Here is a 23,327-nt window from a genome sequence, read left to right as displayed (position 1 = left end):
CTTGCGGTCTGCCCTAAGACAGACCGCCAGACTTTACCAGGACTGGGTTGCTTTGAAGGAATCGAGCAGGCTCTTCAGCTTGCCTTCGATTTCGTCGTTATAGCCACCGGACTGGTTAATCTCTTGCATCAGCGGAGCATGGTCACGGTCAGCGAAAGCCAACAGAGCGGCTTCGAAGCTACCGATTTTCGCCAGTTCTACATCCCCCAGATAACCACGTTCTGCTGCGAACAGTACCAGGCCCTGCTGTGCAACTGACATCGGGGCATACTGTTTCTGTTTCAGCAGTTCGGTCACTTTCTGACCGTGGTCAAGCTGTTTACGGGTTGCATCGTCAAGGTCAGATGCAAACTGGGAGAACGCTGCAAGTTCACGATACTGTGCCAGCGCGGTACGGATACCACCGGACAGTTTTTTGATGATCTTGGTCTGCGCTGCGCCACCAACACGGGATACGGAGATACCCGGGTTAACTGCCGGACGAATACCGGAGTTAAACAGGTTGGTTTCCAGGAAGATCTGACCATCGGTAATGGAGATTACGTTGGTCGGAACGAACGCAGAAACGTCACCCGCCTGGGTTTCGATGATCGGCAGTGCGGTCAGAGAGCCGGTCTGGCCTTTCACTTCACCTTTAGTGAAGTTCTCAACGTATTCCGCGTTAACGCGAGATGCACGCTCCAGCAGACGGGAGTGCAGATAGAATACGTCGCCCGGGAATGCTTCACGTCCTGGTGGACGACGGAGCAGCAGGGAAACCTGACGGTATGCAACGGCCTGTTTGGACAGGTCATCATAAACGATCAGCGCATCTTCACCGCGGTCACGGAAGTATTCGCCCATTGCGCAACCGGCATACGGCGCCAGGTATTGCAGTGCAGCAGATTCAGAAGCGGTAGCCACCACAACGATGGTGTTAGCCAGCGCGCCGTGCTCTTCCAGTTTACGAACCACGTTAGAAATGGTGGACGCTTTCTGGCCGATAGCCACGTACACGCATTTGATGCCGGAATCGCGCTGGTTGATGATCGCATCGATTGCCATCGCGGTTTTACCGGTCTGACGGTCACCGATGATCAGCTCACGCTGGCCACGGCCGATTGGGATCATGGCGTCAACGGATTTATAACCGGTCTGCACCGGCTGGTCGACGGACTGACGGTCGATTACGCCCGGTGCGATAACTTCGATTGGCGAGAAGCCATCGTTATCAACCGGACCTTTACCGTCGATTGGCGCACCCAGGGTGTTCACCACGCGACCCAGCAGGCCGCGGCCAACTGGAACTTCAAGAATACGGCCAGTACACTTAACCTTCATGCCTTCGGCAAGGTCAGCGTAAGGACCCATCACAACTGCACCTACGGAGTCGCGCTCCAGGTTCAGTGCGATAGCGTAACGGTTACCCGGCAGGGAGATCATTTCACCCTGCATACAATCGGCCAGGCCGTGGATGCGGATAACACCGTCGCTTACAGAAACAATAGTACCTTCGTTGTGAGCTTCACTCACAACACTGAACTGAGCAATGCGCTGCTTGATCAGTTCGCTGATTTCGGTGGAATTCAGTTGCATGCTCCAGTCCCCTTAAGACTGCAAGACGTCTGCAAGGCGCTCAAGACGGCCGCGTACGCTGCCATCAATGACCATATCACCCGCACGGATGATTACGCCCGCCATTACAGACTTATCGATATTGCAATTCAGCTTCACTTTGCGTGACAGACGTTTTTCCATCGCGGCGGTGATTTTCGCAAGCTGTTCGTTACTCAGCTCAGTCGCAGAAGTTACGTGAACTTCAACGGTGGCTTCACTGAGGGCACGCAGGTGCTCGAACTGCTCAAGAACATCCGGGAGCGCTTTCAGACGACCATTTTCTGCCATTACCCGAATCAGGTTCTGACCGTTGGTGTCCAGCTGCTCACCGCAAATGGCGATGAACGAACTGGCGAGGGTTTCCGGTGCCAGTGCACCTGAAAGCATCTCAGCCATGTGTTCGTTTTTCGTTACCTCAGCGGCAAACGCCAGCATGTTCTGCCAGCGATCGACATTTTGGTGTTCGATAGCAAAGTCAAAAGCTGCTTTGGCGTAGGGGCGAGCTACCGTAACAAATTCAGACATCAGCCCCTCCCTCCTTACAGTTCAGCGACAAGTTTGTCCACGATGTCGCTGTTAGCAGCTTCATCCACGGAACGTTCGATGATCTTCTCGGCGCCAGCAACAGCCAGAATCGCGACCTGCTTACGCAGCTCTTCGCGAGCACGTTTACGCTCGGCATCAATTTCTGCCTGCGCTTGCGTCACGATTTTAGTACGTTCCTGTTCTGCTTCAGCTTTCGCTTCGTCCAGGATCTGAGAACGACGTTTGTTCGCCTGCTCGATGATTACCTGGGCTTCCGCTTTCGCTTTTTTCAGCTGGTCGGTCGCGTTGGCCTGTGCAAGGTCCAAATCTTTCTTAGCGCGTTCTGCAGAAGCCAGGCCGTCAGAGATTTCTTTCTGACGTTTTTCGATGGCTGCCATTAATGGCGGCCATACATACTTCATGCAGAACCAGACAAAGATAACAAACGCGATGGCCTGGCCGAGGATTGTTGCGTTCATGTTCACAGCACAATACCTCTTTAAATTTACAACTGTGGCTTAGGGTTTAAATCTACTTACTACGCGACAGCAAACATCACGTACAGACCCAGACCTACAGCGATCATCGGGATAGCATCCACCAGACCCATAACGATAAAGAACTGAGTACGCAGCAGAGGAATCAGATCCGGTTGACGCGCTGCGCCTTCCAGGAATTTGCCCCCGAGGATGCCGATACCGATCGCAGCACCGATAGCCGCCAGACCCATCATCACAGCGGCAGCCATGTACAGCAGATCCATATTCAGGTTTTCCATGACAGTCTCCAGTTTGTTTCAGTTAAAACGTAGTAGTGTTGGTAAAGAATCAGTGCTCTTCAGACGCCATCGACAGATAGACGATCGTCAGAACCATGAAGATAAAGGCTTGCAGCGTAATGATCAGGATGTGGAAAATGGCCCAAGGCACATTCAGAATCCACTGTGACCACCACGGCAGAAGACCCGCGATCAGAATGAAAATCAGCTCACCCGCATACATGTTGCCGAACAGTCGCAGACCGAGAGAAATCGGTTTGGACAGCAGGCTAACGCCTTCCAGGATCAGGTTGACCGGAATAAACGCCCAGTGGTTGAACGGCTGCAAGGTAAGCTCTTTCACGAAGCCGCCTACGCCTTTCATTTTGATGCTGTAGAAAAGAATCAGGATGAATACGCCCAGTGCCATGGACAGGGTGATGTTCACGTCAGCAGACGGCACCACACGCAGGGCAGGCAGACCGAAGATATGCTCGCCGATGAACGGCAGCAGGTCGATAGGCAGCAGGTCCATCAGGTTCATCAGGAAGACCCACACAAAGACGGTCAGCGCCAGCGGTGCAATCACCTTGCTCTTGCCGTGGTACATGTCTTTGACGCTGCCATGGACGAAGCCAATGATCATTTCGATGAAGGTCTGGAATTTCCCTGGAACGCCGCTGGTCGCACGTTTCGCAACGCCGCGGAAAATGGCCAGGAACAACAGACCCAGTGCCACCGAGAAGAACATGGAGTCGATATTGATCGTCCAGAAGGTGGCTGGGGGGTTATGCGGATCCACCAGCGAGAATGTACGCAGGTCCAACTGAAGGTTGTTCAGATGGTGACCTATGTAATCCTGCGGCGTCATATTTTCTGAAGCCATGATGCCTTTTACCCTTTGTTATTGATTACAGCTGGCGCCAGAACTTGTACCACCAGCACCAAAACCCACGTCACTATCAGCGGCAAAAATACCACTTTAAAAACCGCCAGCGCCATCACCAGAAGGGCAAAGGTCAGCAACACCTTACACACTTCGCCCAGAGCGAAGGACCAGGCCATGCGGCCTTTGGCAGGTGTATGCGCCTGATGACGCCAGGCAAAAATCATAAACAACATATTCGGCACAACGACTGCCAAACCTCCGCTTACCGCAGAGATGCCCCAGAAGGGGTCTTTGAGGCAGAACAGCAATCCACTTGCTATCACCGCCAGAAACTGAATGAACAGAAGCTTACGAGCAACGTTTCGACTCAAGAGCGACACAGACATCACGTTTTTACTCCTGCTCCCTTCGAGGTATGCCGCGTGTCGTATAAAACGTCCTTTAGGGCTCAGAGTCAAGCAGCAAAAAGCGGTCAAATTATACGGTGCGTCCCCGTGATTTCAAACAATAAGTAGCGAAAAGGTGAATAAATGTTTAAATATTTTTCCCCAGCGCTATTTCTTAACTTTTCCACAAACTGTGAATGGCGCGTCAAAACTGCAAACTGCGCGGAAACGTTGGCGACAAAGCGTGCACGAGATCACAAAATACACATTTACGATAAGGTCGAATAAATTAAATCAGTAAATCGTTATATTTCATCTTTCTGATATTAAAGGGTAATTTCAGCAACTATTTTCAAAACAGCCCTGTATACAACGGAAACCTTTTATTGACATTTATAATAAATATTTAACATTACAATCTGGTTACTCTTTCCTACTTTTAGCAAGCTGATATTTTCAGTGTTTATTATAATGTGGGTTAACTACACACTTACGTTAACCCAAAGAAAAGCCTTAGTAAAAAAGCGGTTAAATTAAGCCTGTCTATTTCTTAAGCATTAGATTGTTTTTTAACATACTAAGAACAGCACAAATTCCACATTTTTTATTATTTTTTTAAAAATTGTTTGGCTTAACGATGACCAGATGGCGTTCACCTTCCAGCTGTGGAACACGCAATTTAATGGCAGACTCCAGCTCAAACCCGGCAGGCAGCTGAGCGATTTCGTCTTCCGGCAGGATACCTTTCAGGGCATAGAAACGCCCGTTCTGCGCCGGCAGATGCTTACACCAGTCAATCATGTCATTGAGCGAGGCAAACGCCCGGCTGATCACGCCATCAAATGGCGGCTCGGCGGGAAACTCCTCTACCCTACTCTGCACCGGATGAATATTTTCCAGCTTCAGCTCATGTTGAACCTGACGGAGGAAGCGCACGCGCTTGCCCAGGCTGTCGAGCAGCGTGAACTGGCACTCAGGACGCACGATAGAGAGCGGAATACCCGGCAGGCCAGGGCCAGTGCCGACATCGATAAAACGTTCACCCTGGAGGTGAGGCGCCACGACGATGCTGTCGAGGATGTGACGTACCAGCATCTCATTCGGGTCGCGCACCGAGGTGAGGTTATAGGCCTTGTTCCATTTGTGCAGCATATCGACATACCCCACCAGCTGATTTTTCTGGTGATCGGTGAGCGAAATACCGGCTTGATCCAGCAGACGAGTGAGTTTGTTGAGCACGGTGAATACCTGTTGAGATGCGTTGTGGCAGGTTGCGCTACGCTTACCCGCCCTACGGAGTTCTGTAGGCCCGGTAAGCGCAGTATCACCGGGCAGTTCTTACGATTACGCGCTGCGGCGCAGCATACCCTGTTTTTTCAGCCACACCAGCAGAATGGAGATGGCCGCAGGGGTGACGCCGGAAATACGCGATGCCTGGCCGATGGATGACGGCTTATGGTCATTCAGCTTGGCGATCACCTCGTTGGAGAGGCCGTTAACCTGGCGGTAATCCAGCGTGGCCGGGAGGATCGTACTCTCGTTGCGCTGCTGTTTCTCGATCTCATCCTGCTGACGGGCGATGTAGCCTTCGTATTTCACCTGGATTTCGACCTGCTCGGCGGCCTGCACGTCTTCCAGGCCTGGCGCGAACGGCGTCATCTGGATCAGTTGGTCGTAGGTCATCTCCGGACGACGGAGCAGATCTTCCCCGCTGGCTTCACGCGACAGCGGCGCAGACAGGTGAGCATTCACTTCGTCTACAGACTCGGCGGTTGGGTTGACCCAGGTGGACTTCAGGCGCTGACGTTCGCGCTCGATGTTCTCCAGCTTCTCGTTGAAACGCGCCCAGCGCGCATCATCCACCAGACCCAGCTCACGACCGATTTCGGTCAGGCGCAGATCGGCGTTGTCTTCACGCAGCATCAGACGATATTCCGCACGGGAGGTAAACATGCGGTACGGCTCTTTGGTCCCCAGGGTGCAGAGGTCATCCACCAGCACGCCAAGGTAAGCCTGAGAACGGCCCGGCGCCCAGCCCTCTTTCTCGGCCGAGAAGCGCGCGGCATTCAGACCGGCCAGCAGACCCTGCGCGGCAGCTTCTTCGTAACCGGTGGTGCCGTTGATTTGGCCCGCGAAGAACAGCCCCTGGATAAATTTGCTCTCCAGGGTCGGCTTCAGGTCACGCGGATCGAAGAAGTCATACTCGATGGCATAGCCCGGACGGACGATCTTCGCATTCTCCATCCCCTGCATCGAACGGACGATCTGCATCTGTACGTCGAAAGGCAGGCTGGTGGAGATACCGTTCGGGTAGATCTCGTTGGAGGTCAGCCCTTCCGGCTCGAGGAAGATCTGGTGCTGGTTACGATCGGCAAAGCGCATCACCTTGTCTTCGATCGACGGGCAGTAGCGTGGGCCGATCCCTTCGATCACTCCGGCATACATCGGGCTGCGATCGAGGTTATTGCGGATCACGTCATGGGTTTTCTCGTTGGTGTGCGTGACATAGCACGGCACCTGGCGCGGATGTTGATCCACGTTGCCCATGAACGAGAAGACCGGCATTGGGTTGTCGCCGTGCTGTTGTGCCAGCACGCTGAAATCGATAGTACGGGCGTCAATACGCGGCGGCGTGCCGGTTTTCAGGCGGCTGACGCGCAGCGGCAGCTCGCGCAGACGGCGCGACAGCGGAATGGACGGCGGATCGCCAGCACGGCCACCGCTGTAGTTATCCAGTCCGATATGAATTTTGCCATCGAGGAACGTCCCGACGGTCAGCACAACGGCTTTGGCACGGAACTTCAGACCCATCTGGGTCACGGCGCCGACGACACGATCGTTTTCGACGATCAGATCTTCAACCGCCTGCTGGAAGATCATCAGGTTTGGCTGATTCTCCAGTGCGGTACGTACCGCCTGACGATAGAGCACGCGGTCAGCCTGTGCACGGGTGGCACGAACGGCAGGGCCTTTGCTTGCGTTTAGTATCCTAAACTGGATGCCGGCATGATCGATCGCGGTGGCCATCAGGCCGCCAAGTGCATCCACTTCTTTTACCAGGTGTCCTTTCCCAATGCCGCCAATCGCCGGATTACAGGACATCTGTCCTAGCGTGTCGATATTGTGTGTCAAAAGCAGGGTCTGTTGACCCATTCGCGCCGCGGCCATTGCGGCCTCGGTGCCTGCATGACCCCCGCCAATGATGATGACGTCAAAAGGATCCTGATAAAACATGGTGGTCTGCCTCGCGTAAAGCGGTAAGAAAATGGATTGAAGCCCGGGCCGTGGATTCTACTCAACTTTAGTCGATCGAGAAAGCACTGGGATCCTGGCTATTAAAAAGAAGATCTTTTTATTTAGAGATCTGTTTTATTGTGATCTCTTATTAGGATCGCGGGTTTCTGTGGATAAGCCGGATCTCCCGAAGAAGATCATGCGTTTAGAGAGGATCGTTTGCTGTGAATGATCGGTGATCCTGCGACGTATAAGCTGGGATCAGATCGGCTAGTTATACACAGCACAAAAAGTCATCACGAGTTGTTCTTGGGATAACTACCGGTTGATCCAAGCTTTTAACCAGAGTTACCCACATCTGATCGCACGATCTTTAATCGTTTTTGAGTAAATTTTTCCATTCAGCCAGCCAAAGTTCCGCTGGATCTTCAGGAATATCGTGATCGAGGATGTTGATCTTCAGCGTTTCGCCGATCTGTTGTGCCCCACAGGACTTCAGTTCGGTCTCAACTTTCTCAACGGCGCCGCAAAAAGTGTCATATTCCCGGCTGCCGATGCCGATCGCCCCAAACCGGACGTTCGCCAGGTCGGGCTGCTGCTCTTTTAACTCTTCATATAAAGGAAGAAGGTTATCCGGAAGATCGCCCGCACCATGGGTGGAGGTGATCAACAGCCAGATCCCGTCGATCGGCAGATCTTCTAATAACGGCCCGTGCAGCGTTTCAGTGGAAAAACCCGCGTCTTCCAGCTTTTCAGCCAGGTGTTCCGCGACATATTCAGCCCCGCCAAGGGTGCTGCCGCTGATAAGAGTAATATCTGCCATGGATCGCTCGCTCATCTAAAGAGGGATCATTGTACGCTGTGAGCGAGCTGGGATCTACCTGTGGAAAATGTGGGTATGAATTTGCCCGATCAGGGGCGGATGGTACGCATGATCGGGTTCTGCAGGGAGATCAATGTCTCGGTGGACTGAATTTCATCGATTGTTTGGATCTTGTTGATAAGTACCTGCTGCAGGGCGTCGATCGATCGGCACATAACCTTGATAAAGATGCTGTAGTGGCCGGTGGTGTAGTAGGCCTCGGTCACCTCATCCAGCGCGTTCAGCCTGGCCAGCGCCGAAGGATAATCTTTGGCGCTCTTCAAAATGATGCCGATAAAGCAGCAGACGTCGTACCCCAGCTGTTTTGGGCTGACGTCGATATGCGCCCCGGTGATGATCCCCGCCTGCTTCATCTTCTCTACACGTACATGAATGGTGCCCGGACTCACGCCAAACTGTTTGGCCAGTTCGGCATAGGCAGTACGGGCATTAGCCATCAGGGCCTCAAGGATGCCGCGGTCCAGATTGTCGATCTGATAATTTTCCATAGCTTTTTCTTATGAAGATTAATGAATCACTCTATTTTAGCGGGTAATTTTAGCGAATCAAAAGTGATAGCGGAGTTTTATTGTTGGATTATTGAAAGAGCTTCTTTTTTGTTGCTTAATCAATGCCAACAGGACGCAGGAGTATAAATAATGAAAACCGCTTACATCGCACAACAACGCCAGATCAGTTTCGTTAAATCCCATTTTTCCCGCCAGCTGGAAGAGAAGCTCGGTCTTATTGAAGTTCAGGCACCGATCTTAAGCCGTGTGGGCGACGGGACGCAGGACAACCTGTCTGGTTGCGAAAAAGCGGTTCAGGTGAAAGTAAAAACACTGCCAGACGCCCAGTTCGAAGTGGTTCATTCCCTGGCGAAGTGGAAGCGTCAAACCCTGGGACAACACGACTTCAGCGCGGGCGAAGGGCTTTACACGCACATGAAAGCTCTTCGCCCCGATGAAGACCGCCTTACTGCCGTTCACTCTGTTTACGTTGACCAGTGGGACTGGGAACGCGTGATGGGTGATGGCGAACGTCATACCCGTACGCTGAAAGCGACGGTAGAAGCCATTTATGCCGGGATCAAAGAAACCGAAGCGGCGGTCAGCAAAGAGTTTGGTCTGACCCCGTTCCTGCCGGAGACGATCCAGTTTGTTCACAGCCAGGATCTGCTGACCCGCTTCCCGGATCTGGATGCCAAAGGCCGTGAGCGTGCGATCGCTAAAGAGCTGGGTGCCGTCTTCCTGATTGGGATCGGCGGTAAGCTGTCTCATGGTCAACGCCACGACGTTCGTGCGCCGGATTATGATGACTGGAGCAGCGAAGGCGAGAGCGGCCTCGCGGGCCTGAACGGCGATATCCTGGTGTGGAACCCGGTGCTGGAAGATGCGTTTGAACTCTCTTCCATGGGGATCCGCGTCGATGCCGAAGCGCTGCAGCGTCAGCTGGCAATCACCGGTGATGAAGATCGTCTCAAGCTGGAGTGGCACCAGGCGCTGCTGCGCGGTGAGATGCCGCAGACCATCGGCGGCGGCATTGGTCAGTCTCGTCTGACCATGTTACTGCTGCAACTCTCCCACATCGGGCAGGTTCAGTGTGGCGTATGGCCACAGCAGGTTCGTGAAAGTGTGGATGCGCTGCTGTAATTAGCGTTTCCAGCGCCGTAACAGGCGGCTACGCAACCCGGTATCAAAGCGCCAGATATGATCGAAGATGCGCATGATGCCGGGTTTTCCATGAGTGGACATCGCCACCGCGTGAAAACGATGCTGATGCTCCCGCTGCAACACCTTCACCTTACTCACCACCTCATCCGGCAGCCGCTGGGCAATAAAATCCGAGATCACCACCGCGTCGGCGTCATACCACTCTCCGCCCTGCATCCGCTCGATTATGGCGCGAAAACAGCTGGCGAGATCGGTCCCGCCGCGAAAGCGCTGGCTTAAGAAGCGGATCGCCTGTTCCAGGCCGTGCTGGCCCGACAGCTCGTAGCCCACCACCTCGCTGGAAAACAGCATGATAAAGCAGCGCCGTCTGTCGGCCATCGCCACGCGCATCAGCGCCAGGCAAAAGGCTTTGGCGCACTGCTCGTTAAAGCCGCCCATTGAACCGGAAGTGTCCACGCAGACGATAAACGGCCCGCGGGGCTGTTCGTCGAAATCCTGATGCACGGCCGGACGCTGGCTGACCTTCTCCCGCCAGGCATCGCCGTGCAGCCGGTAGGTCAGGAGCTGCTTCTCCACCAGCCGACGGTAAAATTCATACTCCAGCTCGGTGATACCCAGGGTGGCCAGCTCGGGCGGCAGCAGACGCAGGATGTCATCGCTCTGCTGCAGGCCGTCCACCTGCTCCGGCACCGTCGCCGGTTCGCGCACCAGGGTGCGGAAGGTTTCCAGCGGGGCATCCTTTTTTGGCACCGACTTTGCCTCCCGGGAACGGCCCAGCTGTTCCGCCAGCTGCATCAGCTCCGGCTGCTGCGCCAGAAAATCGCCATAGCGGACGATAAGCTGATAGTCCCCGCGCTTGAGCTGACCGGCGCTCATATCCCACAGGCGACCGGCGGCGTTTTCATTTTCCACTAGCACCGGCTCCAGCGCTCCGGCTAAGGTCATGCGCTCCTGCACTTCGCTGAGCAGCTGTTCGCGCTCCTCTTCCAATAGCTGCTGATTCAGGGAGGTGGCCTGCACCACCAGGCTCAACCGCCAGCGCTGTAAAAACAGGGTATGCAGAGCGGGCGTAAAGGTGGCGTTATCCACCACCAGCTGCCGGGCCTGGCTGGCGTAGGGGGAGTGAACCCTGTCCAGCAGGGTGAGAATCTGCGGCAGCTGGACGATCAGCTGGGGCGTGGAGAGCAGCTGGCTCTGCTGATAGCACATCACCTCTTCGGTGAGCTCTGGCGGGACGCGGGTATCTTTCAGCCTTTTACGTAAATTTTCCCGCCAGCGCGGGAGATCGTCGGTGATAGCCGTTTTCAGCCGGGGGAATTTTTCGAAAAAGATTGCCAGCTGCGGGGAGGCCAGCAGGGTCAGGATGATCTCTTCGATCATGCCCTCCTCACCGACGGCGAGCATGATGTTGAGCGTATCCAGCGTCAGCATTGACGCGCCTGTTTGATCTGCGCGCTCACATCCTGCAGGCTCGATTCAATCCGCCCCAGCCAGTCGCTGTGGATAAACAGGCATTTTTGCTGCTCGCTGAAGCGGGTGTGTTGCAGATGCCACTGATTATCCAGCGCTTCCAACTGCTGTTTGATCTCTTCCGGGACGCTGTCAGAGGCGGTGCCGGGCAGCGCAAGGCGCGATCCCTGCAGGCTGACGTCGCGGATCACCAGATGCAGGCTGCCGTCCACCTCCATATTGAGCAGCTGGGCAAAGCCGATGCCGTTGAGTTTGCCGCGGATCTCGCCGCCTTTGGTCAGCCACAGCGACAGGGCTTCGCGCTCAATGGTGATGTGAATGACCTGCATATCATGGAGCTTAAGCGGCTGCTGGAGGAGCAGCGTCAGGGTCGTCTCGCCCAGTTCGGCCGGTAATTCATAGTGCGGGCGCCGGGCAAACATGCCGCTCTGACGGCTGACGCGCAGCGCGGTTTTATCGCTTTGCTGCTGCTGAAGCTGAAGGCGGCGCTGGGTGATAGCCCCGAGCTGGTTCAGCATCTCCTGCTGTCCCCAGGCGTGCCCGGTCATCAATATTTCCAGCTGCTGCTGCATCAGGTTCATACCGTTGGCATCATGCCACAGGCAATCTTTGAGCAGGATCAGATCGATAGGGGCAACCGCATCGCGGCCACTGAACAGGGCGCTGGCCTGAAGCAGACGAATGGCTTTCTTCCAGCGACGATCGGAGACGTAAGGCGCCCCCGGCAGGGCATCCAGCTGCTGGCGCAGCATAAAGACCAGGTCAAACACCGCATCCGGCAGTTTGATTTTGCCAATGTCCTGCTGCCACTGCTGGTACTCCTCGTCCGTCACCTGCAATGCGGCAGGCACCGGGTTATCGTTTTCATCCTGCTGGCTAATCAGCAGCGAGCGGAAGTTCGCTTTGTCCTGCACCTTGTCGAGCCACAGGCGGATCAGCATGCGGTCATATAAGGCTTCGAGGCTGCTGTCGGCTTCCGGCAGTTCGTTGGAGGCTGCCACCAGCAGGCGCATCGGGATTTTCCCCTCATACGCCCCATTGCGGAACCGGCGTTCGTTGATGGCGGTGAGCAGGGTATTAAGTATCGCCGGGCCGGCTTTCCAGATTTCATCGAGGAAAACGATCTCCGCTTCCGGGAGATAGCCCGTCGTCAAACGCTCATAGCGTCCTTCATCTTTAAGCGCCTGGATGGAGAGCGGGCCAAACACCTCTTCCGGTGTGGAAAAGCGGGTCATCAGATACTCAAAGGCTCTGGCGTGCTGAAACGCGAATTTCAGGCGGCGGGCAATCAGGCTTTTTGCGATGCCGGGCGGCCCCAGCAGAAAGACGCTTTCGCCGCTCAGTGCCGCCAGTAAACAGAGGCGGATGGCGTGGCTACGTTCAAAAAGCCCTTTTTCCAGCGCGCCGCTGAGACGGGAAATTCTTTCTGCTAATAAATGAGTGTGAGCCATAATTGTTTTGCATCCTTTCGCCGTAAACCCGGCTAATTGAAGCGAGTATAGACGTTTCGTTCGGGGCTGGTAATAGACTGAACTACGGTGCTATTTTCTTTGCGCTATGTTAATGACGGCGCATTTAGGGGTACGATTCTACGATTAATCGTGCATACTGTGCGCTTTTTGTGGGCCAAGGGACTAAGCACACATTTGTTATATAAACGAAAAGACTAGTCTATGAGCACTGATAATAAGCAATCATTACCCGCTATAACGCTCGCGGCGATCGGGGTTGTCTACGGTGATATCGGCACCAGCCCGCTTTATACGCTTCGTGAATGTTTGTCCGGGCAGTTTGGTTTTGGCGTGGAACGCGACGCTGTTTTTGGTTTTTTGTCTCTCATCTTTTGGCTCCTGATCCTGGTAGTCTCCGTTAAATATCTCTCCTTTGTCATGCGCGCGGATAACGCCGGTGAAGGGGGGATCCTGACTCTGATGTCGCTGGCCGGGCGCAATACCTCGCCCAAAATGACCTCCTTCCTGGTAATTATCGGGCTGATTGGCGGCAGCTTCTTCTATGGCGAAGTGGTGATCACGCCGGCTATCTCCGTGCTGTCGGCAATCGAAGGGCTGGAGATTATTGCGCCGCAGCTCGATGAGTGGGTGGTTCCGCTGGCCATTATTGTGCTGACCCTGCTGTTTGTGATTCAGAAACACGGTACCGGGCTGGTGGGGAAACTCTTCGCGCCGATTATGCTGGCCTGGTTCCTGATCCTGGCAGTGCTGGGGTTACGCAGCATTATTGCTAACCCGGACGTGCTGCATGCGCTGAACCCGATGTGGGCAGTGCACTTCTTTCTCGAATACAAAACCGTGTCGTTTATTGCGCTGGGTGCGGTGGTGCTGTCCATCACCGGGGTCGAGGCGCTGTATGCCGATATGGGGCACTTCGGCAAACTGCCTATTCGCGTGGCATGGTTTATCGTGGTGCTGCCGTCGCTGGTGCTGAACTACTTCGGTCAGGGCGCGCTGCTGCTCAAACATCCGGAAGCAATTAAAAACCCGTTCTTCCTGCTGGCGCCGGACTGGGCGCTGGTGCCGATGCTGATCCTCGCGACCCTGGCGACCGTGATTGCCTCCCAGGCGGTAATTTCCGGCGTCTTCTCCCTGACCCGTCAGGCGGTGCGTCTGGGTTATCTCTCCCCGATGCGCATCATCCATACGTCGGAGATGGAGTCGGGCCAGATCTACATCCCGTTCATTAACTGGTTGCTCTATTTCGCGGTGGTGATTGTTATCATCAGCTTCGAGCACTCCAGTAACCTGGCGGCCGCCTACGGTATTGCCGTCACCGGGACGATGGTCCTGACCTCAATCCTCTCCACCACGGTGGCGTACCGGAACTGGCACTGGAATAAATTCCTCGTGGGGATGATTCTGGTCGGCTTCCTCTGTATTGACGTCCCGCTGTTCTCGGCCAACCTCGACAAGATTGTCTCCGGCGGCTGGCTGCCGTTGACGCTGGGGATGGTGATGTTCCTGGTGATGACGACCTGGAAGAGCGAGCGTTTCCGCCTGCTGCGCCGGATGCACGAACACGGCAACTCTCTGGAGGCGATGATCGTCTCGCTGGAGAAATCCCCGCCGGTGCGCGTGCCGGGCACCGCGGTCTATATGTCGCGTGCGCTGAACGTGATTCCGTTTGCCCTGATGCACAACCTCAAACACAACAAGGTGCTGCATGAGCGGGTGATCCTGCTGACGCTGCGTACCGAAGATGCGCCGTATGTGCATAACGTCCGCCGCGTACAGATTGAGCAGCTGTCGCCCACCTTCTGGCGCGTGGTGGCGAGCTACGGCTGGCGCGAAACGCCGAACGTGGAAGAGGTGTTCCACCGTTGCGGTCTGGAAGGCCTGAGCTGCCGGATGATGGAGACTTCGTTCTTTATGTCGCACGAGTCGCTGATCATCGGCAAACGTCCTTGGTACCTGCGCCTGCGCGGCAAGCTCTACCTTATCCTCCAGCGTAACGCCCTGCGTGCGCCAGACCAGTTCGAGATCCCGCCTAACCGCGTAATTGAGTTAGGGACCCAGGTCGAGATTTAACGTGTGCCCGGCGGCGCTTCGCTTGCACGGGCCTACGGTTTTGTAGGCCGGGTAAGCGTAGCGCCACCCGGCAATTCCCCTCTGAAATCCTTCCCGCATTTCACTTAGCGAAACGTTTCGACGACGATCACAAATCTGCAACGGCATGGTGGTTTTCTGCGCATCGGTAAGATTAAACTGACGCCAGCGAAACGTTTCGCTAGTGGAGCAAGAATATGAAGAAAGGCACGGTACTCAACTCTGAAGTCTCATCGGTCATCTCCCGTCTTGGGCATACCGATACGCTGGTGGTGTGTGATGCGGGTTTACCCATTCCCCACAGCACAACGCGTATTGATCTGGCGTTAACGCAGGGCGTACCCTCGTTTATGCAGGTGCTGGACGTGGTGACAACCGAGATGCAGGTTGAGGAAGCCATTCTCGCAACGGAAATCCAACAACATAATCCGCAGCTCCACGAAACGTTGCTTGGCCATATCAAGCAACTGCAACAACACCAGGGAAACACCATAAAAATAAGTTATATAACGCACGAGCAGTTCAAGAAAAAGACCGCTGACAGCCAGGCGGTTATCCGCAGCGGGGAGTGTTCCCCGTATGCGAATATCATTCTCTGTGCTGGCGTCACCTTCTGAGGCCATCATGGACGCATTACTGCAACTGAAAGGGATCGATAAGTCGTTCCCGGGTGTTAAAGCCCTCTCCGGTGCCGCACTGAATGTCTATGCCGGGCGTGTAATGGCGCTGGTGGGTGAAAACGGCGCGGGCAAATCCACAATGATGAAAGTGCTGACCGGCATCTATCAACGCGACGCCGGTTCGCTGCTGTGGCTGGGCAAAGAGACCACCTTCAACGGCCCGAAATCCTCCCAGGAAGCCGGGATCGGCATCATCCACCAGGAGCTGAACCTGATCCCGCAGCTGTCCATTGCGGAGAACATCTTCCTCGGTCGCGAGTTCGTTAACCGATTTGGCAAAATCGACTGGAAACAGATGTACGCCGAAGCCGACAAGCTGCTGGCGAAGCTGAATCTGCGCTTCAAAAGCGATCGGCTGGTGGGCGAACTCTCCATCGGCGATCAGCAGATGGTGGAGATCGCGAAGGTCCTGAGCTTCGAATCCAGGGTTATCGTGATGGATGAGCCAACCGACGCCCTCACCGATACCGAAACCGACTCCCTGTTCCGCGTGATCCGCGAGCTGAAAGCGCAGGGGCGCGGCATCGTCTATATCTCCCACCGCATGAAAGAGATCTTCGAGATCTGCGATGACGTGACCGTCTTCCGCGACGGGCAGTTTATTGCCGAGCGTGAAGTGGTGACCCTCACCGAAGACACGCTGATTGAGATGATGGTGGGACGTAAGCTGGAAGACCAGTATCCGCGTATCGATAAGGCCCCGGGCGCTATCCGCCTGAAGGTCGATAATCTGTGCGGCCCTGGGGTGCATGACGTCAGCTTTACCCTGCGCCAGGGGGAGATCCTCGGCGTGGCCGGGCTGATGGGTGCCGGACGTACCGAGCTAATGAAAGTGCTGTACGGTGCGCTGCCGCGATCCAGCGGATACGTCACCCTCGACGGTCATGAAGTGGTGACTCGCTCGCCGCAGGATGGCCTGGCGAACGGTATCGTCTATATCTCTGAAGACCGCAAACGCGACGGCTTAGTGCTCGGCATGTCGGTAAAAGAGAACATGTCCCTGACCGCGCTGCGCTACTTCAGCCATAGCGGCGGTACGCTGAAACATAAAGACGAGCAGCAGGCCGTCAGCGATTTTATCCGCCTCTTCAACGTCAAAACCCCGTCGATGGAACAGGCCATCGGGCTGCTCTCCGGCGGTAACCAGCAGAAAGTGGCGATTGCCCGCGGCCTGATGACCCGTCCGAAAGTGCTGATCCTCGATGAGCCTACCCGCGGCGTGGACGTTGGCGCGAAGAAAGAGATTTATCAGCTCATCAACCAGTTTAAGGCTGACGGGCTGAGCATCATTCTGGTCTCTTCCGAGATGCCAGAGGTATTAGGCATGAGCGATCGCATTATCGTCATGCATGAAGGGCATCTCGGCGGTGAATTCAGTCGCGAGCAGGCCACCCAGGAAATTCTGATGGCTGCCGCTGTGGGCAAGCTTAATCGCGTGGATCAGGAGTAAGAAGATGACTACCCAGGCTATTTCTGGACGCCGTTATTTCACTAAGGCATGGCTGCTGGAACAAAAATCGCTGATTGCCCTGCTGGTGCTGATCGCGATTGTCTCCACCATGAGCCCGAACTTTTTTACCGTTAATAACCTGTTCAACATTCTTCAGCAGACTTCCGTAAACGCCATTATGGCGGTGGGGATGACGCTGGTGATTTTGACGTCGGGTATCGACCTGTCCGTCGGTTCCCTGCTGGCGCTCACCGGCGCAGTTGCCGCTTCAATTGTAGGGATTGAAGTCAACGCGCTGGTGGCCGTAGCAGCTGCGCTGGCGCTGGGGGCCGCAATTGGGGCTGTCACCGGGATGATTGTGGCGAAAGGCCGCGTGCAGGCGTTTATCGCCACCCTGGTGATGATGCTGCTGCTGCGCGGTGTGACCATGGTCTACACCAACGGCAGCCCGGTTAACACCGGCTTTACCGATAACGCCGATCTGTTTGGCTGGTTCGGTATTGGCCGCCCGCTGGGTATCCCGACGCCGGTCTGGATCATGGGCCTGGTGTTCCTCGCGGCGTGGTACATGCTGCATCACACTCGCCTCGGTCGTTATATCTATGCGCTGGGCGGTAACGAAGCGGCGACGCGTCTGTCCGGCATCAGCGTCAATAAAGTCAAAATTATCGTTTACTCCCTGTGCGGCCTGCTGGCCTCGCTGGCGGGCATTATCGAGGTGGCGCGTCTCTCCTCTGCCCAGCCAACGGCGGGTACCGGTTATGAGCTGGACGCCATCGCTGCGGTGGTGCTCGGCGGCACCAGCCTGGCAGGGGGTAAAGGTCGTATCGTAGGGACGCTGATCGGTGCGCTGATCCTCGGCTTCCTGAATAATGGTTTGAATTTGTTAGGTGTTTCTTCCTATTACCAGATGATCGTCAAAGCAGTAGTGATTTTGCTGGCGGTACTGGTAGACAACAAAAAACAGTAACTGACGACACTACAGGACATCTTTGATATGAACATGAAAAAACTGGCTACCCTGGTTTCTGCTGTCGCGCTGAGCGCAACTGTGAGTGCAAACGCCATGGCGAAAGATACCATCGCGCTGGTGGTTTCTACCCTGAACAACCCGTTCTTCGTCTCGCTGAAGGATGGCGCACAGAAAGAAGCCGACAAACTGGGCTACAACCTGGTGATCCTGGACTCCCAGAACAACCCGGCGAAAGAGCTGGCTAACGTGCAGGACTTAACCGTTCGCGGCACCAAAATTCTGCTGATCAACCCGACCGATTCCGATGCGGTAGGTAACGCCGTCAAGATGGCAAACCAGGCTAACATCCCGGTGATCACCCTGGACCGTCAGGCGTCTAAAGGCGAAGTGGTCAGCCACATTGCCTCTGATAACGTGCTGGGCGGCAAAATCGCCGGTGACTACATCGCTAAGAAAGCGGGTGAAGGCGCCAAGGTTATCGAACTGCAGGGCATCGCCGGGACTTCCGCAGCGCGTGAGCGTGGCGAAGGCTTCCAGCAGGCCGTTGCTGCCCACAAATTCAACGTGCTGGCCAGCCAGCCGGCAGATTTCGACCGTACTAAGGGCCTGAACGTCATGCAGAACCTGCTGACCGCTCATCCGGACGTTAAAGCGGTGTTCGCACAGAACGACGAAATGGCGCTGGGCGCGCTGCGTGCCCTGCAAACCGCAGGCAAATCTGATGTGATGGTTGTCGGATTTGACGGCACGCCTGATGGTGAAAAAGCGGTAAACGATGGCAAACTGGCTGCGACCATTGCCCAGCTGCCAGAGCAGATCGGCGCGACCGGTGTGCAGACTGCTGACAAAGTGCTGAAGGGCGAGAAAGTTCAGGCTAAATACCCTGTTGACCTGAAACTGGTCATCAAGCAGTAATATGCGATTCAGGCAGCTCCCGGCTGCCTGAAGGACAACATATAAAGAAAAGAGTGGCATACGCCACCGGGCCCGCCCGGTGGCACTCTCTGATGGACACTTCAATGATGAAAACCGCAGGTAAGCTCGTCGTCCTTGGCAGTATTAATGCCGATCACATTCTCAACCTTGATGCTTTCCCGACGCCGGGCGAGACCGTAACGGGTAATCGCTATCAGGTCGCCTTTGGCGGCAAGGGCGCAAACCAGGCGGTCGCCGCCGGACGCAGCGGCGCCAACATCGCCTTTATTGCCTGTACTGGCGATGACGATACCGGTGAACGCGTGCGCGCGCAGCTGGCAAGCGACAACATCGATATTGCGCCAGTCAGCGTGGTGGAAGGCGAATCAACCGGCGTGGCGCTGATTTTTGTCAACGCGGAAGGTGAGAATGTCATCGGTATTCATGCGGGTGCGAATGCGGCGCTGACGCCGGAACGCGTGGCGGCGCAACAGGCGCGTATCGCCGATGCCGACGCCCTGCTGATGCAGCTGGAATCGCCGGTAGAAAGCGTGCTGGCGGCTGCGCAAATTGCCCATGAAAATCATACCACTGTCGTACTTAATCCCGCGCCCGCCCGTGTATTATCAGACGAGCTGCTGGCGCTGGTGGATATCATCACCCCTAACGAAACCGAAGCCGAAAAGCTGACGGGCATTCGCGTCGAAAACGATGACGATGCGGCGCGCGCGGCGCAAGCCCTGCACCAGAAGGGCATCAGTACGGTTATCATTACCCTTGGCAGCCGCGGCGTCTGGGCCAGCGTCGAGGGAGAAGGCCGTCGCGTTCCCGGCTTTAAGGTGAAAGCGGTCGATACCATCGCGGCGGGTGATACCTTTAATGGTGCGCTGGTCACGGCGCTGCTGGAGGGTGAGCCACTGGATACCGCGATCCGTTTTGCCCATGCGGCGGCGGCGATTGCGGTAACGCGTCCAGGCGCACAGCCTTCTGTACCATGGCGCAATGAGATCGATGAATTTTTAAGTCAGCAGAGGTAGCGTTTGGCCACAATGAAAGATGTCGCTCGCGTGGCGGGCGTCTCTACGTCGACGGTCTCCCATGTCATTAATAACGATCGCTTCGTCAGCGAGGCGATCCGTGAGAAGGTCGAAGCCGCAGTAAAATCCCTCAATTATGCGCCTTCCGCCCTGGCGCGCAGTCTGAAGCTTAACCAGACCCGCACCATTGGCATGCTCATCACCGCCAGTACCAACCCCTTTTACTCTGAGCTGGTACGCGGCGTGGAGCGCAGCTGCTTCGAGCGCGGCTACAGCCTTGTACTCTGTAATACCGAAGGCGACGAGCAGCGCATGAACCGTAATCTGGAGACGCTGATGCAAAAGCGCGTCGACGGGTTATTACTGCTGTGTACCGAAACGCATCAACCCTCCCCGGAGATTATGCAGCGCTATCCTTCCGTTCCCACGGTGATGATGGACTGGGCCCCGTTCGACGGTACCAGCGATCTGATTCAGGATAACTCGCTGCTGGGCGGGGACATGGCGACACAGCACCTGATTGATAAAGGCCACACCCGTATCGCCTGCATTACCGGTCCGCTGGATAAAACCCCTGCCCGCCTGCGGCTGGAGGGCTTTCTGGTTGCTATGGATCGCGCCGGTCTGCCTGTGCCTGACGGCTATCAAATTACCGGCGACTTTGAATTCAGCGGCGGGTTTGAGGCGATGCAGTCGCTACTGGCGCAGAAAGATCGCCCGCAGGCGGTCTTTATCGGTAACGATGCGATGGCCGTGGGGGCTTATCAGGCGCTCTACCAGGCGGGACTGCGTGTCCCGGACGATATCGCCGTGGTGGGGTATGACGATATCGAACTGGCGCAGTATATGACGCCGCCGCTCACCACCATTCATCAGCCAAAGGATGAACTGGGCGAGCTGGCGATTGACGTGCTGATCCATCGAATCGCCCAGCCCGGACTGCAACAACAGCGGCTGCAGCTTACTCCTGTTCTGATGGAACGCGGGTCGGTTTAGGTTTGTGCCGTTCTTTAATGAGGTTACGACCGTCTTTCGGTTTTAACAGCATAAAGACCAGCGCAGAGACCACCGTCAGCACGCCCATGGTAATAAAGGTGGAGTGGAACTGTTCGACAGTGTTGTTGCTGTCGAACCCTTCGTAAAAACGCAGCACCGCCGCACTGACCGCTACGCCCAGACTGATCGACAGCTGCTGCGTCACCGCCAGCATGCTGTTGCCGCCGCTGGCATTCTCATCGCTGAGATCGGCAAGGGTAATGGTGTTCATCGAGGTGAACTGGATGGACATCGCCATACCCAGCACAAACAGCGGCAGGATCAGCATCCACACCGGCAATTCTGCCGACTGCAGTGAAAATTGCGCAATCATCACGCCGATAAACACCGTCACTCCGACCAGCGTCCGGCGGTATCCCAGCCGGCGCAACAGCTGAGTCACACCGGATTTAGCCAGAATCGACCCCACCGCCGTGGGCGCCATCATGCAGCCTGCAATCAGCGCCGGATAACCAAACCCGACCTGCAGCATCAGCGGCATCAGGAAGGGAACACAGCCGGTGCCCAGTCGTGAAGCGATGTTTCCGGCAATGCCTACCGAGAAGGTGCGCGTGTTAAACAGCGAGAGCGAAATCAGCGGCGTAGGATGGCGACGCGCATGACGTATATAAAGAAGGAAAAGAAGAATGCCGCTGAAGATGATGGAGACGGCCAGCCAGGTCGCTACTACTTTCTCACCGAACAGCTCCATGCCGCTGGAAAACAGTGCCAGGCTCAGACCAAACAGGAAGAACCCGCCCATATCGAATTTGCGCCGCGGGGTGGTGAAGTTCGGCATAAATTTGCGGGCATAGAAAATACCGGCGATCCCAATCGGAATATTAATGAGGAATATCCAGTGCCAGCTGGCCCAGGTGACCAGCACGCCCCCCAGTACCGGCCCAAGGATCGGCCCGACCAGGCCTGGCATGGTGACAAAATTAAGGACCGGCAACAGTTCGCTACGCGGGTAGGCCCTTAATAGCGCTAGACGTGCGACCGGCATCATCATCGCGCCGCCAATGCCCTGAATGACCCGGAACACAACCAGTTCACCCAGCGAGCTGGAGAGTGCGCAGGCCAGTGAACCCAGGGTAAAGAGCGTCACCGCCAGCATAAAGACGCGCCGCGTGCCGAAGCGATCGGCCAGCCAGCCGCTCACCGGGATCAGCATCGCAACGGTCAGGGTATAGCTGATGATGGCTGACTGCATCGCCAGCGGAGATCGGTTAAGGCTTTCAGCAATCGCCGGAAGCGCAGTGTTGAGGATGGTGGCGTCCAGCGCCTGCATAAAGAAAGCCATTGCCGCGATCCATGGCAAACCCGCCATGCTGCGTGCTTTTTTTACTGTCATTCGAATTCCTGTTTTTTGTTGCTACCGTACCGGCGTGGTAAGCAGTGCCTGGCTGGCCGTCATGGCGCGCAGCCCATCGCTATCCTGAATGGCATTAACGATAGCCTGGTGTAAATCCAGCTTCACCACCTCGTCCTGAGTAATAGACGTAAAGTAGGTGTGATAGACCGAGTGAAAGAGTGAGGCAAAAGAGGTCAGGAATGGATTACCGCTCATCTCATAGATATGCTCGTGCCAGGCCATATCCACTTCTATCCAGCGTTCCCGGTTGAAGTGCTTTTTCAGATATACCATCTCATCCATCAGGGTATTTAACCGCGCTTTTTGCTCTGCCGTGCCGATCGTGGCGGCCAGCAGGCAGGCCTGCGGCTCCAGGCTACTGCGCATGACCAGGAAATGGTCGATGACCTGATGAAAGTTCTCTTCCGTCATCCACCAGGAGAGCAGCTCCTGATCGAGGAAGTTCCAGTTGCTCTGAGGCATTACGCGCGTACCGATGCGCGGGCGGGGAAGTACCATCCCTTTCGCGGTTAAGGTTTTCACGGCTTCACGCACGGCGGTTCGGCTCACGCCAAACTGCTCACCCAGTTCCAGTTCGCCCGGCAAGATACTCCCTGGCAGATATTCACCCGCCAGGATCCGCTGTGCCAGTTTTTCTGCCAGCACATAGGAGAGGTTTTTTTGTGCCGCCAGCTGTTGCGCGCTCAAAGGCATAACGCATATTCCTTGATTCTTAATGCTAGTAAGTATGCCATCTGCAGGATAGTTGTGGTTGGTAAAACGACAATTAGCGCAATTTCTGGCTTAAAGACGGGTCTTTTGGTGAAAAAAAGCACGGTTGATTAGTTTTTTTAAATTTACTCTTGTCACCGCGGAAGAACTCCCTATAATGCGCCTCCACTGACACGGAACAACGGATTACAAACCGCCG

Annotated in this window: 22 protein-coding genes; 8 read left to right on the top strand and 14 right to left on the bottom strand. The window is 55.5% G+C overall.

What is annotated here, in order from left to right:
* Positions 1 to 33: 33 nt before the first annotated feature.
* The 10 genes from atpA to asnC all read right to left on the bottom strand — a co-directional run bounded on the left by atpA (position 34) and on the right by asnC (position 8,758).
* The gene (gene atpA, locus V7Q49_RS12930; protein WP_106995538.1) at positions 34 to 1,575 is read right to left on the bottom strand and encodes a F0F1 ATP synthase subunit alpha; all 1,542 of its coding nucleotides are present in this window, start codon (positions 1,573 to 1,575) and stop codon (positions 34 to 36) included.
* 12 nt (positions 1,576 to 1,587) lie between these two features.
* Positions 1,588 to 2,121, bottom strand: a complete 534-nt coding sequence (gene atpH / locus V7Q49_RS12925; RefSeq protein WP_032615500.1) for a F0F1 ATP synthase subunit delta — start codon at positions 2,119 to 2,121, stop codon at positions 1,588 to 1,590.
* Positions 2,122 to 2,135: 14 nt separating this feature from the next.
* Complete coding sequence (gene atpF, locus V7Q49_RS12920) at positions 2,136 to 2,606, bottom strand: F0F1 ATP synthase subunit B (protein WP_032615498.1); 471 nt, start codon at positions 2,604 to 2,606, stop codon at positions 2,136 to 2,138.
* 53 nt (positions 2,607 to 2,659) lie between these two features.
* Positions 2,660 to 2,899 (bottom strand): F0F1 ATP synthase subunit C, encoded by a 240-nt coding sequence (gene atpE / locus V7Q49_RS12915; RefSeq protein WP_000429386.1) that lies wholly within the window; start codon positions 2,897 to 2,899, stop codon positions 2,660 to 2,662.
* A gap of 49 nt (positions 2,900 to 2,948) precedes the next feature.
* Positions 2,949 to 3,764 (bottom strand): F0F1 ATP synthase subunit A, encoded by an 816-nt coding sequence (gene atpB / locus V7Q49_RS12910; RefSeq protein ID WP_333852450.1) that lies wholly within the window; start codon positions 3,762 to 3,764, stop codon positions 2,949 to 2,951.
* A gap of 8 nt (positions 3,765 to 3,772) precedes the next feature.
* Positions 3,773 to 4,153 (bottom strand): F0F1 ATP synthase subunit I, encoded by a 381-nt coding sequence (gene atpI, locus V7Q49_RS12905; protein ID WP_333852448.1) that lies wholly within the window; start codon positions 4,151 to 4,153, stop codon positions 3,773 to 3,775.
* Positions 4,154 to 4,768: 615 nt separating this feature from the next.
* Positions 4,769 to 5,392, bottom strand: coding sequence for a 16S rRNA (guanine(527)-N(7))-methyltransferase RsmG (gene rsmG, locus V7Q49_RS12900; protein WP_142487637.1), 624 nt, complete (start codon positions 5,390 to 5,392; stop codon positions 4,769 to 4,771).
* A 105-nt stretch (positions 5,393 to 5,497) separates the two neighbouring features.
* The gene (gene mnmG / locus V7Q49_RS12895) at positions 5,498 to 7,387 is read right to left on the bottom strand and encodes a tRNA uridine-5-carboxymethylaminomethyl(34) synthesis enzyme MnmG (protein ID WP_333852446.1); all 1,890 of its coding nucleotides are present in this window, start codon (positions 7,385 to 7,387) and stop codon (positions 5,498 to 5,500) included.
* Positions 7,388 to 7,760: 373 nt separating this feature from the next.
* Positions 7,761 to 8,210: an FMN-binding protein MioC gene (mioC, locus tag V7Q49_RS12890; protein ID WP_333852444.1), complete on the bottom strand. Its 450-nt coding sequence runs from the start codon at positions 8,208 to 8,210 to the stop codon at positions 7,761 to 7,763.
* An 89-nt stretch (positions 8,211 to 8,299) separates the two neighbouring features.
* Positions 8,300 to 8,758 (bottom strand): transcriptional regulator AsnC, encoded by a 459-nt coding sequence (asnC, locus tag V7Q49_RS12885; protein ID WP_023331653.1) that lies wholly within the window; start codon positions 8,756 to 8,758, stop codon positions 8,300 to 8,302.
* Positions 8,759 to 8,908: 150 nt separating this feature from the next.
* On the opposite strand from asnC, the gene asnA reads away from it, so the two are divergent.
* Positions 8,909 to 9,901 (top strand): aspartate--ammonia ligase, encoded by a 993-nt coding sequence (gene asnA / locus V7Q49_RS12880; protein WP_333852441.1) that lies wholly within the window; start codon positions 8,909 to 8,911, stop codon positions 9,899 to 9,901.
* On the opposite strand, the gene viaA is transcribed toward asnA, so the two are convergent.
* Both viaA and ravA read right to left on the bottom strand, forming a co-directional pair.
* Positions 9,902 to 11,353 (bottom strand): ATPase RavA stimulator ViaA, encoded by a 1,452-nt coding sequence (gene viaA / locus V7Q49_RS12875; protein ID WP_333852440.1) that lies wholly within the window; start codon positions 11,351 to 11,353, stop codon positions 9,902 to 9,904.
* Positions 11,347 to 12,843: an ATPase RavA gene (gene ravA / locus V7Q49_RS12870; RefSeq protein WP_333852438.1), complete on the bottom strand. Its 1,497-nt coding sequence runs from the start codon at positions 12,841 to 12,843 to the stop codon at positions 11,347 to 11,349. The genes viaA and ravA overlap by 7 nt, the downstream gene beginning before the upstream one ends.
* A gap of 222 nt (positions 12,844 to 13,065) precedes the next feature.
* Between ravA and kup the strand changes: the two genes are divergently transcribed.
* The 7 genes from kup (at position 13,066) to rbsR (ending at position 21,003) form a co-directional block, all read left to right on the top strand.
* Positions 13,066 to 14,934 (top strand): low affinity potassium transporter Kup, encoded by a 1,869-nt coding sequence (kup, locus tag V7Q49_RS12865; protein ID WP_333852436.1) that lies wholly within the window; start codon positions 13,066 to 13,068, stop codon positions 14,932 to 14,934.
* A 215-nt stretch (positions 14,935 to 15,149) separates the two neighbouring features.
* Positions 15,150 to 15,569, top strand: a complete 420-nt coding sequence (gene rbsD / locus V7Q49_RS12860) for a D-ribose pyranase (protein WP_333852434.1) — start codon at positions 15,150 to 15,152, stop codon at positions 15,567 to 15,569.
* A gap of 7 nt (positions 15,570 to 15,576) precedes the next feature.
* The gene (gene rbsA / locus V7Q49_RS12855; RefSeq protein ID WP_333852432.1) at positions 15,577 to 17,082 is read left to right on the top strand and encodes a ribose ABC transporter ATP-binding protein RbsA; all 1,506 of its coding nucleotides are present in this window, start codon (positions 15,577 to 15,579) and stop codon (positions 17,080 to 17,082) included.
* 4 nt (positions 17,083 to 17,086) lie between these two features.
* Complete coding sequence (gene rbsC / locus V7Q49_RS12850; RefSeq protein ID WP_333852431.1) at positions 17,087 to 18,052, top strand: ribose ABC transporter permease; 966 nt, start codon at positions 17,087 to 17,089, stop codon at positions 18,050 to 18,052.
* Between the two features lie 27 nt (positions 18,053 to 18,079).
* The gene (rbsB, locus tag V7Q49_RS12845) at positions 18,080 to 18,970 is read left to right on the top strand and encodes a ribose ABC transporter substrate-binding protein RbsB (protein WP_032615470.1); all 891 of its coding nucleotides are present in this window, start codon (positions 18,080 to 18,082) and stop codon (positions 18,968 to 18,970) included.
* A gap of 107 nt (positions 18,971 to 19,077) precedes the next feature.
* Positions 19,078 to 20,007, top strand: a complete 930-nt coding sequence (gene rbsK / locus V7Q49_RS12840; RefSeq protein WP_333852860.1) for a ribokinase — start codon at positions 19,078 to 19,080, stop codon at positions 20,005 to 20,007.
* A gap of 3 nt (positions 20,008 to 20,010) precedes the next feature.
* The gene (gene rbsR / locus V7Q49_RS12835) at positions 20,011 to 21,003 is read left to right on the top strand and encodes a ribose operon transcriptional repressor RbsR (RefSeq protein WP_333852427.1); all 993 of its coding nucleotides are present in this window, start codon (positions 20,011 to 20,013) and stop codon (positions 21,001 to 21,003) included.
* On the opposite strand, the gene mdtD is transcribed toward rbsR, so the two are convergent.
* Both mdtD and V7Q49_RS12825 read right to left on the bottom strand, forming a co-directional pair.
* Positions 20,969 to 22,396 (bottom strand): multidrug transporter subunit MdtD, encoded by a 1,428-nt coding sequence (gene mdtD, locus V7Q49_RS12830; protein ID WP_333852425.1) that lies wholly within the window; start codon positions 22,394 to 22,396, stop codon positions 20,969 to 20,971. The two genes, rbsR and mdtD, sit on opposite strands and share 35 nt — an antisense overlap.
* Before the next feature lie 21 nt (positions 22,397 to 22,417).
* Positions 22,418 to 23,110: a FadR/GntR family transcriptional regulator gene (locus V7Q49_RS12825; protein WP_333852423.1), complete on the bottom strand. Its 693-nt coding sequence runs from the start codon at positions 23,108 to 23,110 to the stop codon at positions 22,418 to 22,420.
* Positions 23,111 to 23,327: the final 217 nt, after the last annotated feature.

The organism is Leclercia sp., from assembly GCF_036780805.1.
Classification (GTDB): domain Bacteria; phylum Pseudomonadota; class Gammaproteobacteria; order Enterobacterales; family Enterobacteriaceae; genus Enterobacter.
Note: the sequence above shows the minus strand (reverse complement) of the source record. Positions and strands in the feature narration are given on the sequence as shown.

Excerpts from the sequence above, each read along its gene's own strand:
- rbsD (WP_333852434.1), top strand. The coding sequence starts at position 15,150 with ATGAAGAAAGGCACGGTACTCAACTCTGAAGTCTCATCGGTCATCTCC.
- asnA (WP_333852441.1), top strand. The coding sequence starts at position 8,909 with ATGAAAACCGCTTACATCGCACAACAACGCCAGATCAGTTTCGTTAAA.
- V7Q49_RS12825 (WP_333852423.1), bottom strand. The coding sequence starts at position 23,110 with ATGCCTTTGAGCGCGCAACAGCTGGCGGCACAAAAAAACCTCTCCTAT.
- rbsA (WP_333852432.1), top strand. The coding sequence starts at position 15,577 with ATGGACGCATTACTGCAACTGAAAGGGATCGATAAGTCGTTCCCGGGT.
- rbsB (WP_032615470.1), top strand. The coding sequence starts at position 18,080 with ATGAACATGAAAAAACTGGCTACCCTGGTTTCTGCTGTCGCGCTGAGC.
- rbsC (WP_333852431.1), top strand. The coding sequence starts at position 17,087 with ATGACTACCCAGGCTATTTCTGGACGCCGTTATTTCACTAAGGCATGG.
- mioC (WP_333852444.1), bottom strand. The coding sequence starts at position 8,210 with ATGGCAGATATTACTCTTATCAGCGGCAGCACCCTTGGCGGGGCTGAA.
- ravA (WP_333852438.1), bottom strand. The coding sequence starts at position 12,843 with ATGGCTCACACTCATTTATTAGCAGAAAGAATTTCCCGTCTCAGCGGC.
- viaA (WP_333852440.1), bottom strand. The coding sequence starts at position 11,353 with ATGCTGACGCTGGATACGCTCAACATCATGCTCGCCGTCGGTGAGGAG.
- atpE (WP_000429386.1), bottom strand. The coding sequence starts at position 2,899 with ATGGAAAACCTGAATATGGATCTGCTGTACATGGCTGCCGCTGTGATG.
- atpA (WP_106995538.1), bottom strand. The coding sequence starts at position 1,575 with ATGCAACTGAATTCCACCGAAATCAGCGAACTGATCAAGCAGCGCATT.
- kup (WP_333852436.1), top strand. The coding sequence starts at position 13,066 with ATGAGCACTGATAATAAGCAATCATTACCCGCTATAACGCTCGCGGCG.
- rbsK (WP_333852860.1), top strand. The coding sequence starts at position 19,078 with ATGAAAACCGCAGGTAAGCTCGTCGTCCTTGGCAGTATTAATGCCGAT.
- asnC (WP_023331653.1), bottom strand. The coding sequence starts at position 8,758 with ATGGAAAATTATCAGATCGACAATCTGGACCGCGGCATCCTTGAGGCC.
- atpI (WP_333852448.1), bottom strand. The coding sequence starts at position 4,153 with ATGTCTGTGTCGCTCTTGAGTCGAAACGTTGCTCGTAAGCTTCTGTTC.
- mnmG (WP_333852446.1), bottom strand. The coding sequence starts at position 7,387 with ATGTTTTATCAGGATCCTTTTGACGTCATCATCATTGGCGGGGGTCAT.
- atpH (WP_032615500.1), bottom strand. The coding sequence starts at position 2,121 with ATGTCTGAATTTGTTACGGTAGCTCGCCCCTACGCCAAAGCAGCTTTT.
- atpB (WP_333852450.1), bottom strand. The coding sequence starts at position 3,764 with ATGGCTTCAGAAAATATGACGCCGCAGGATTACATAGGTCACCATCTG.
- mdtD (WP_333852425.1), bottom strand. The coding sequence starts at position 22,396 with ATGACAGTAAAAAAAGCACGCAGCATGGCGGGTTTGCCATGGATCGCG.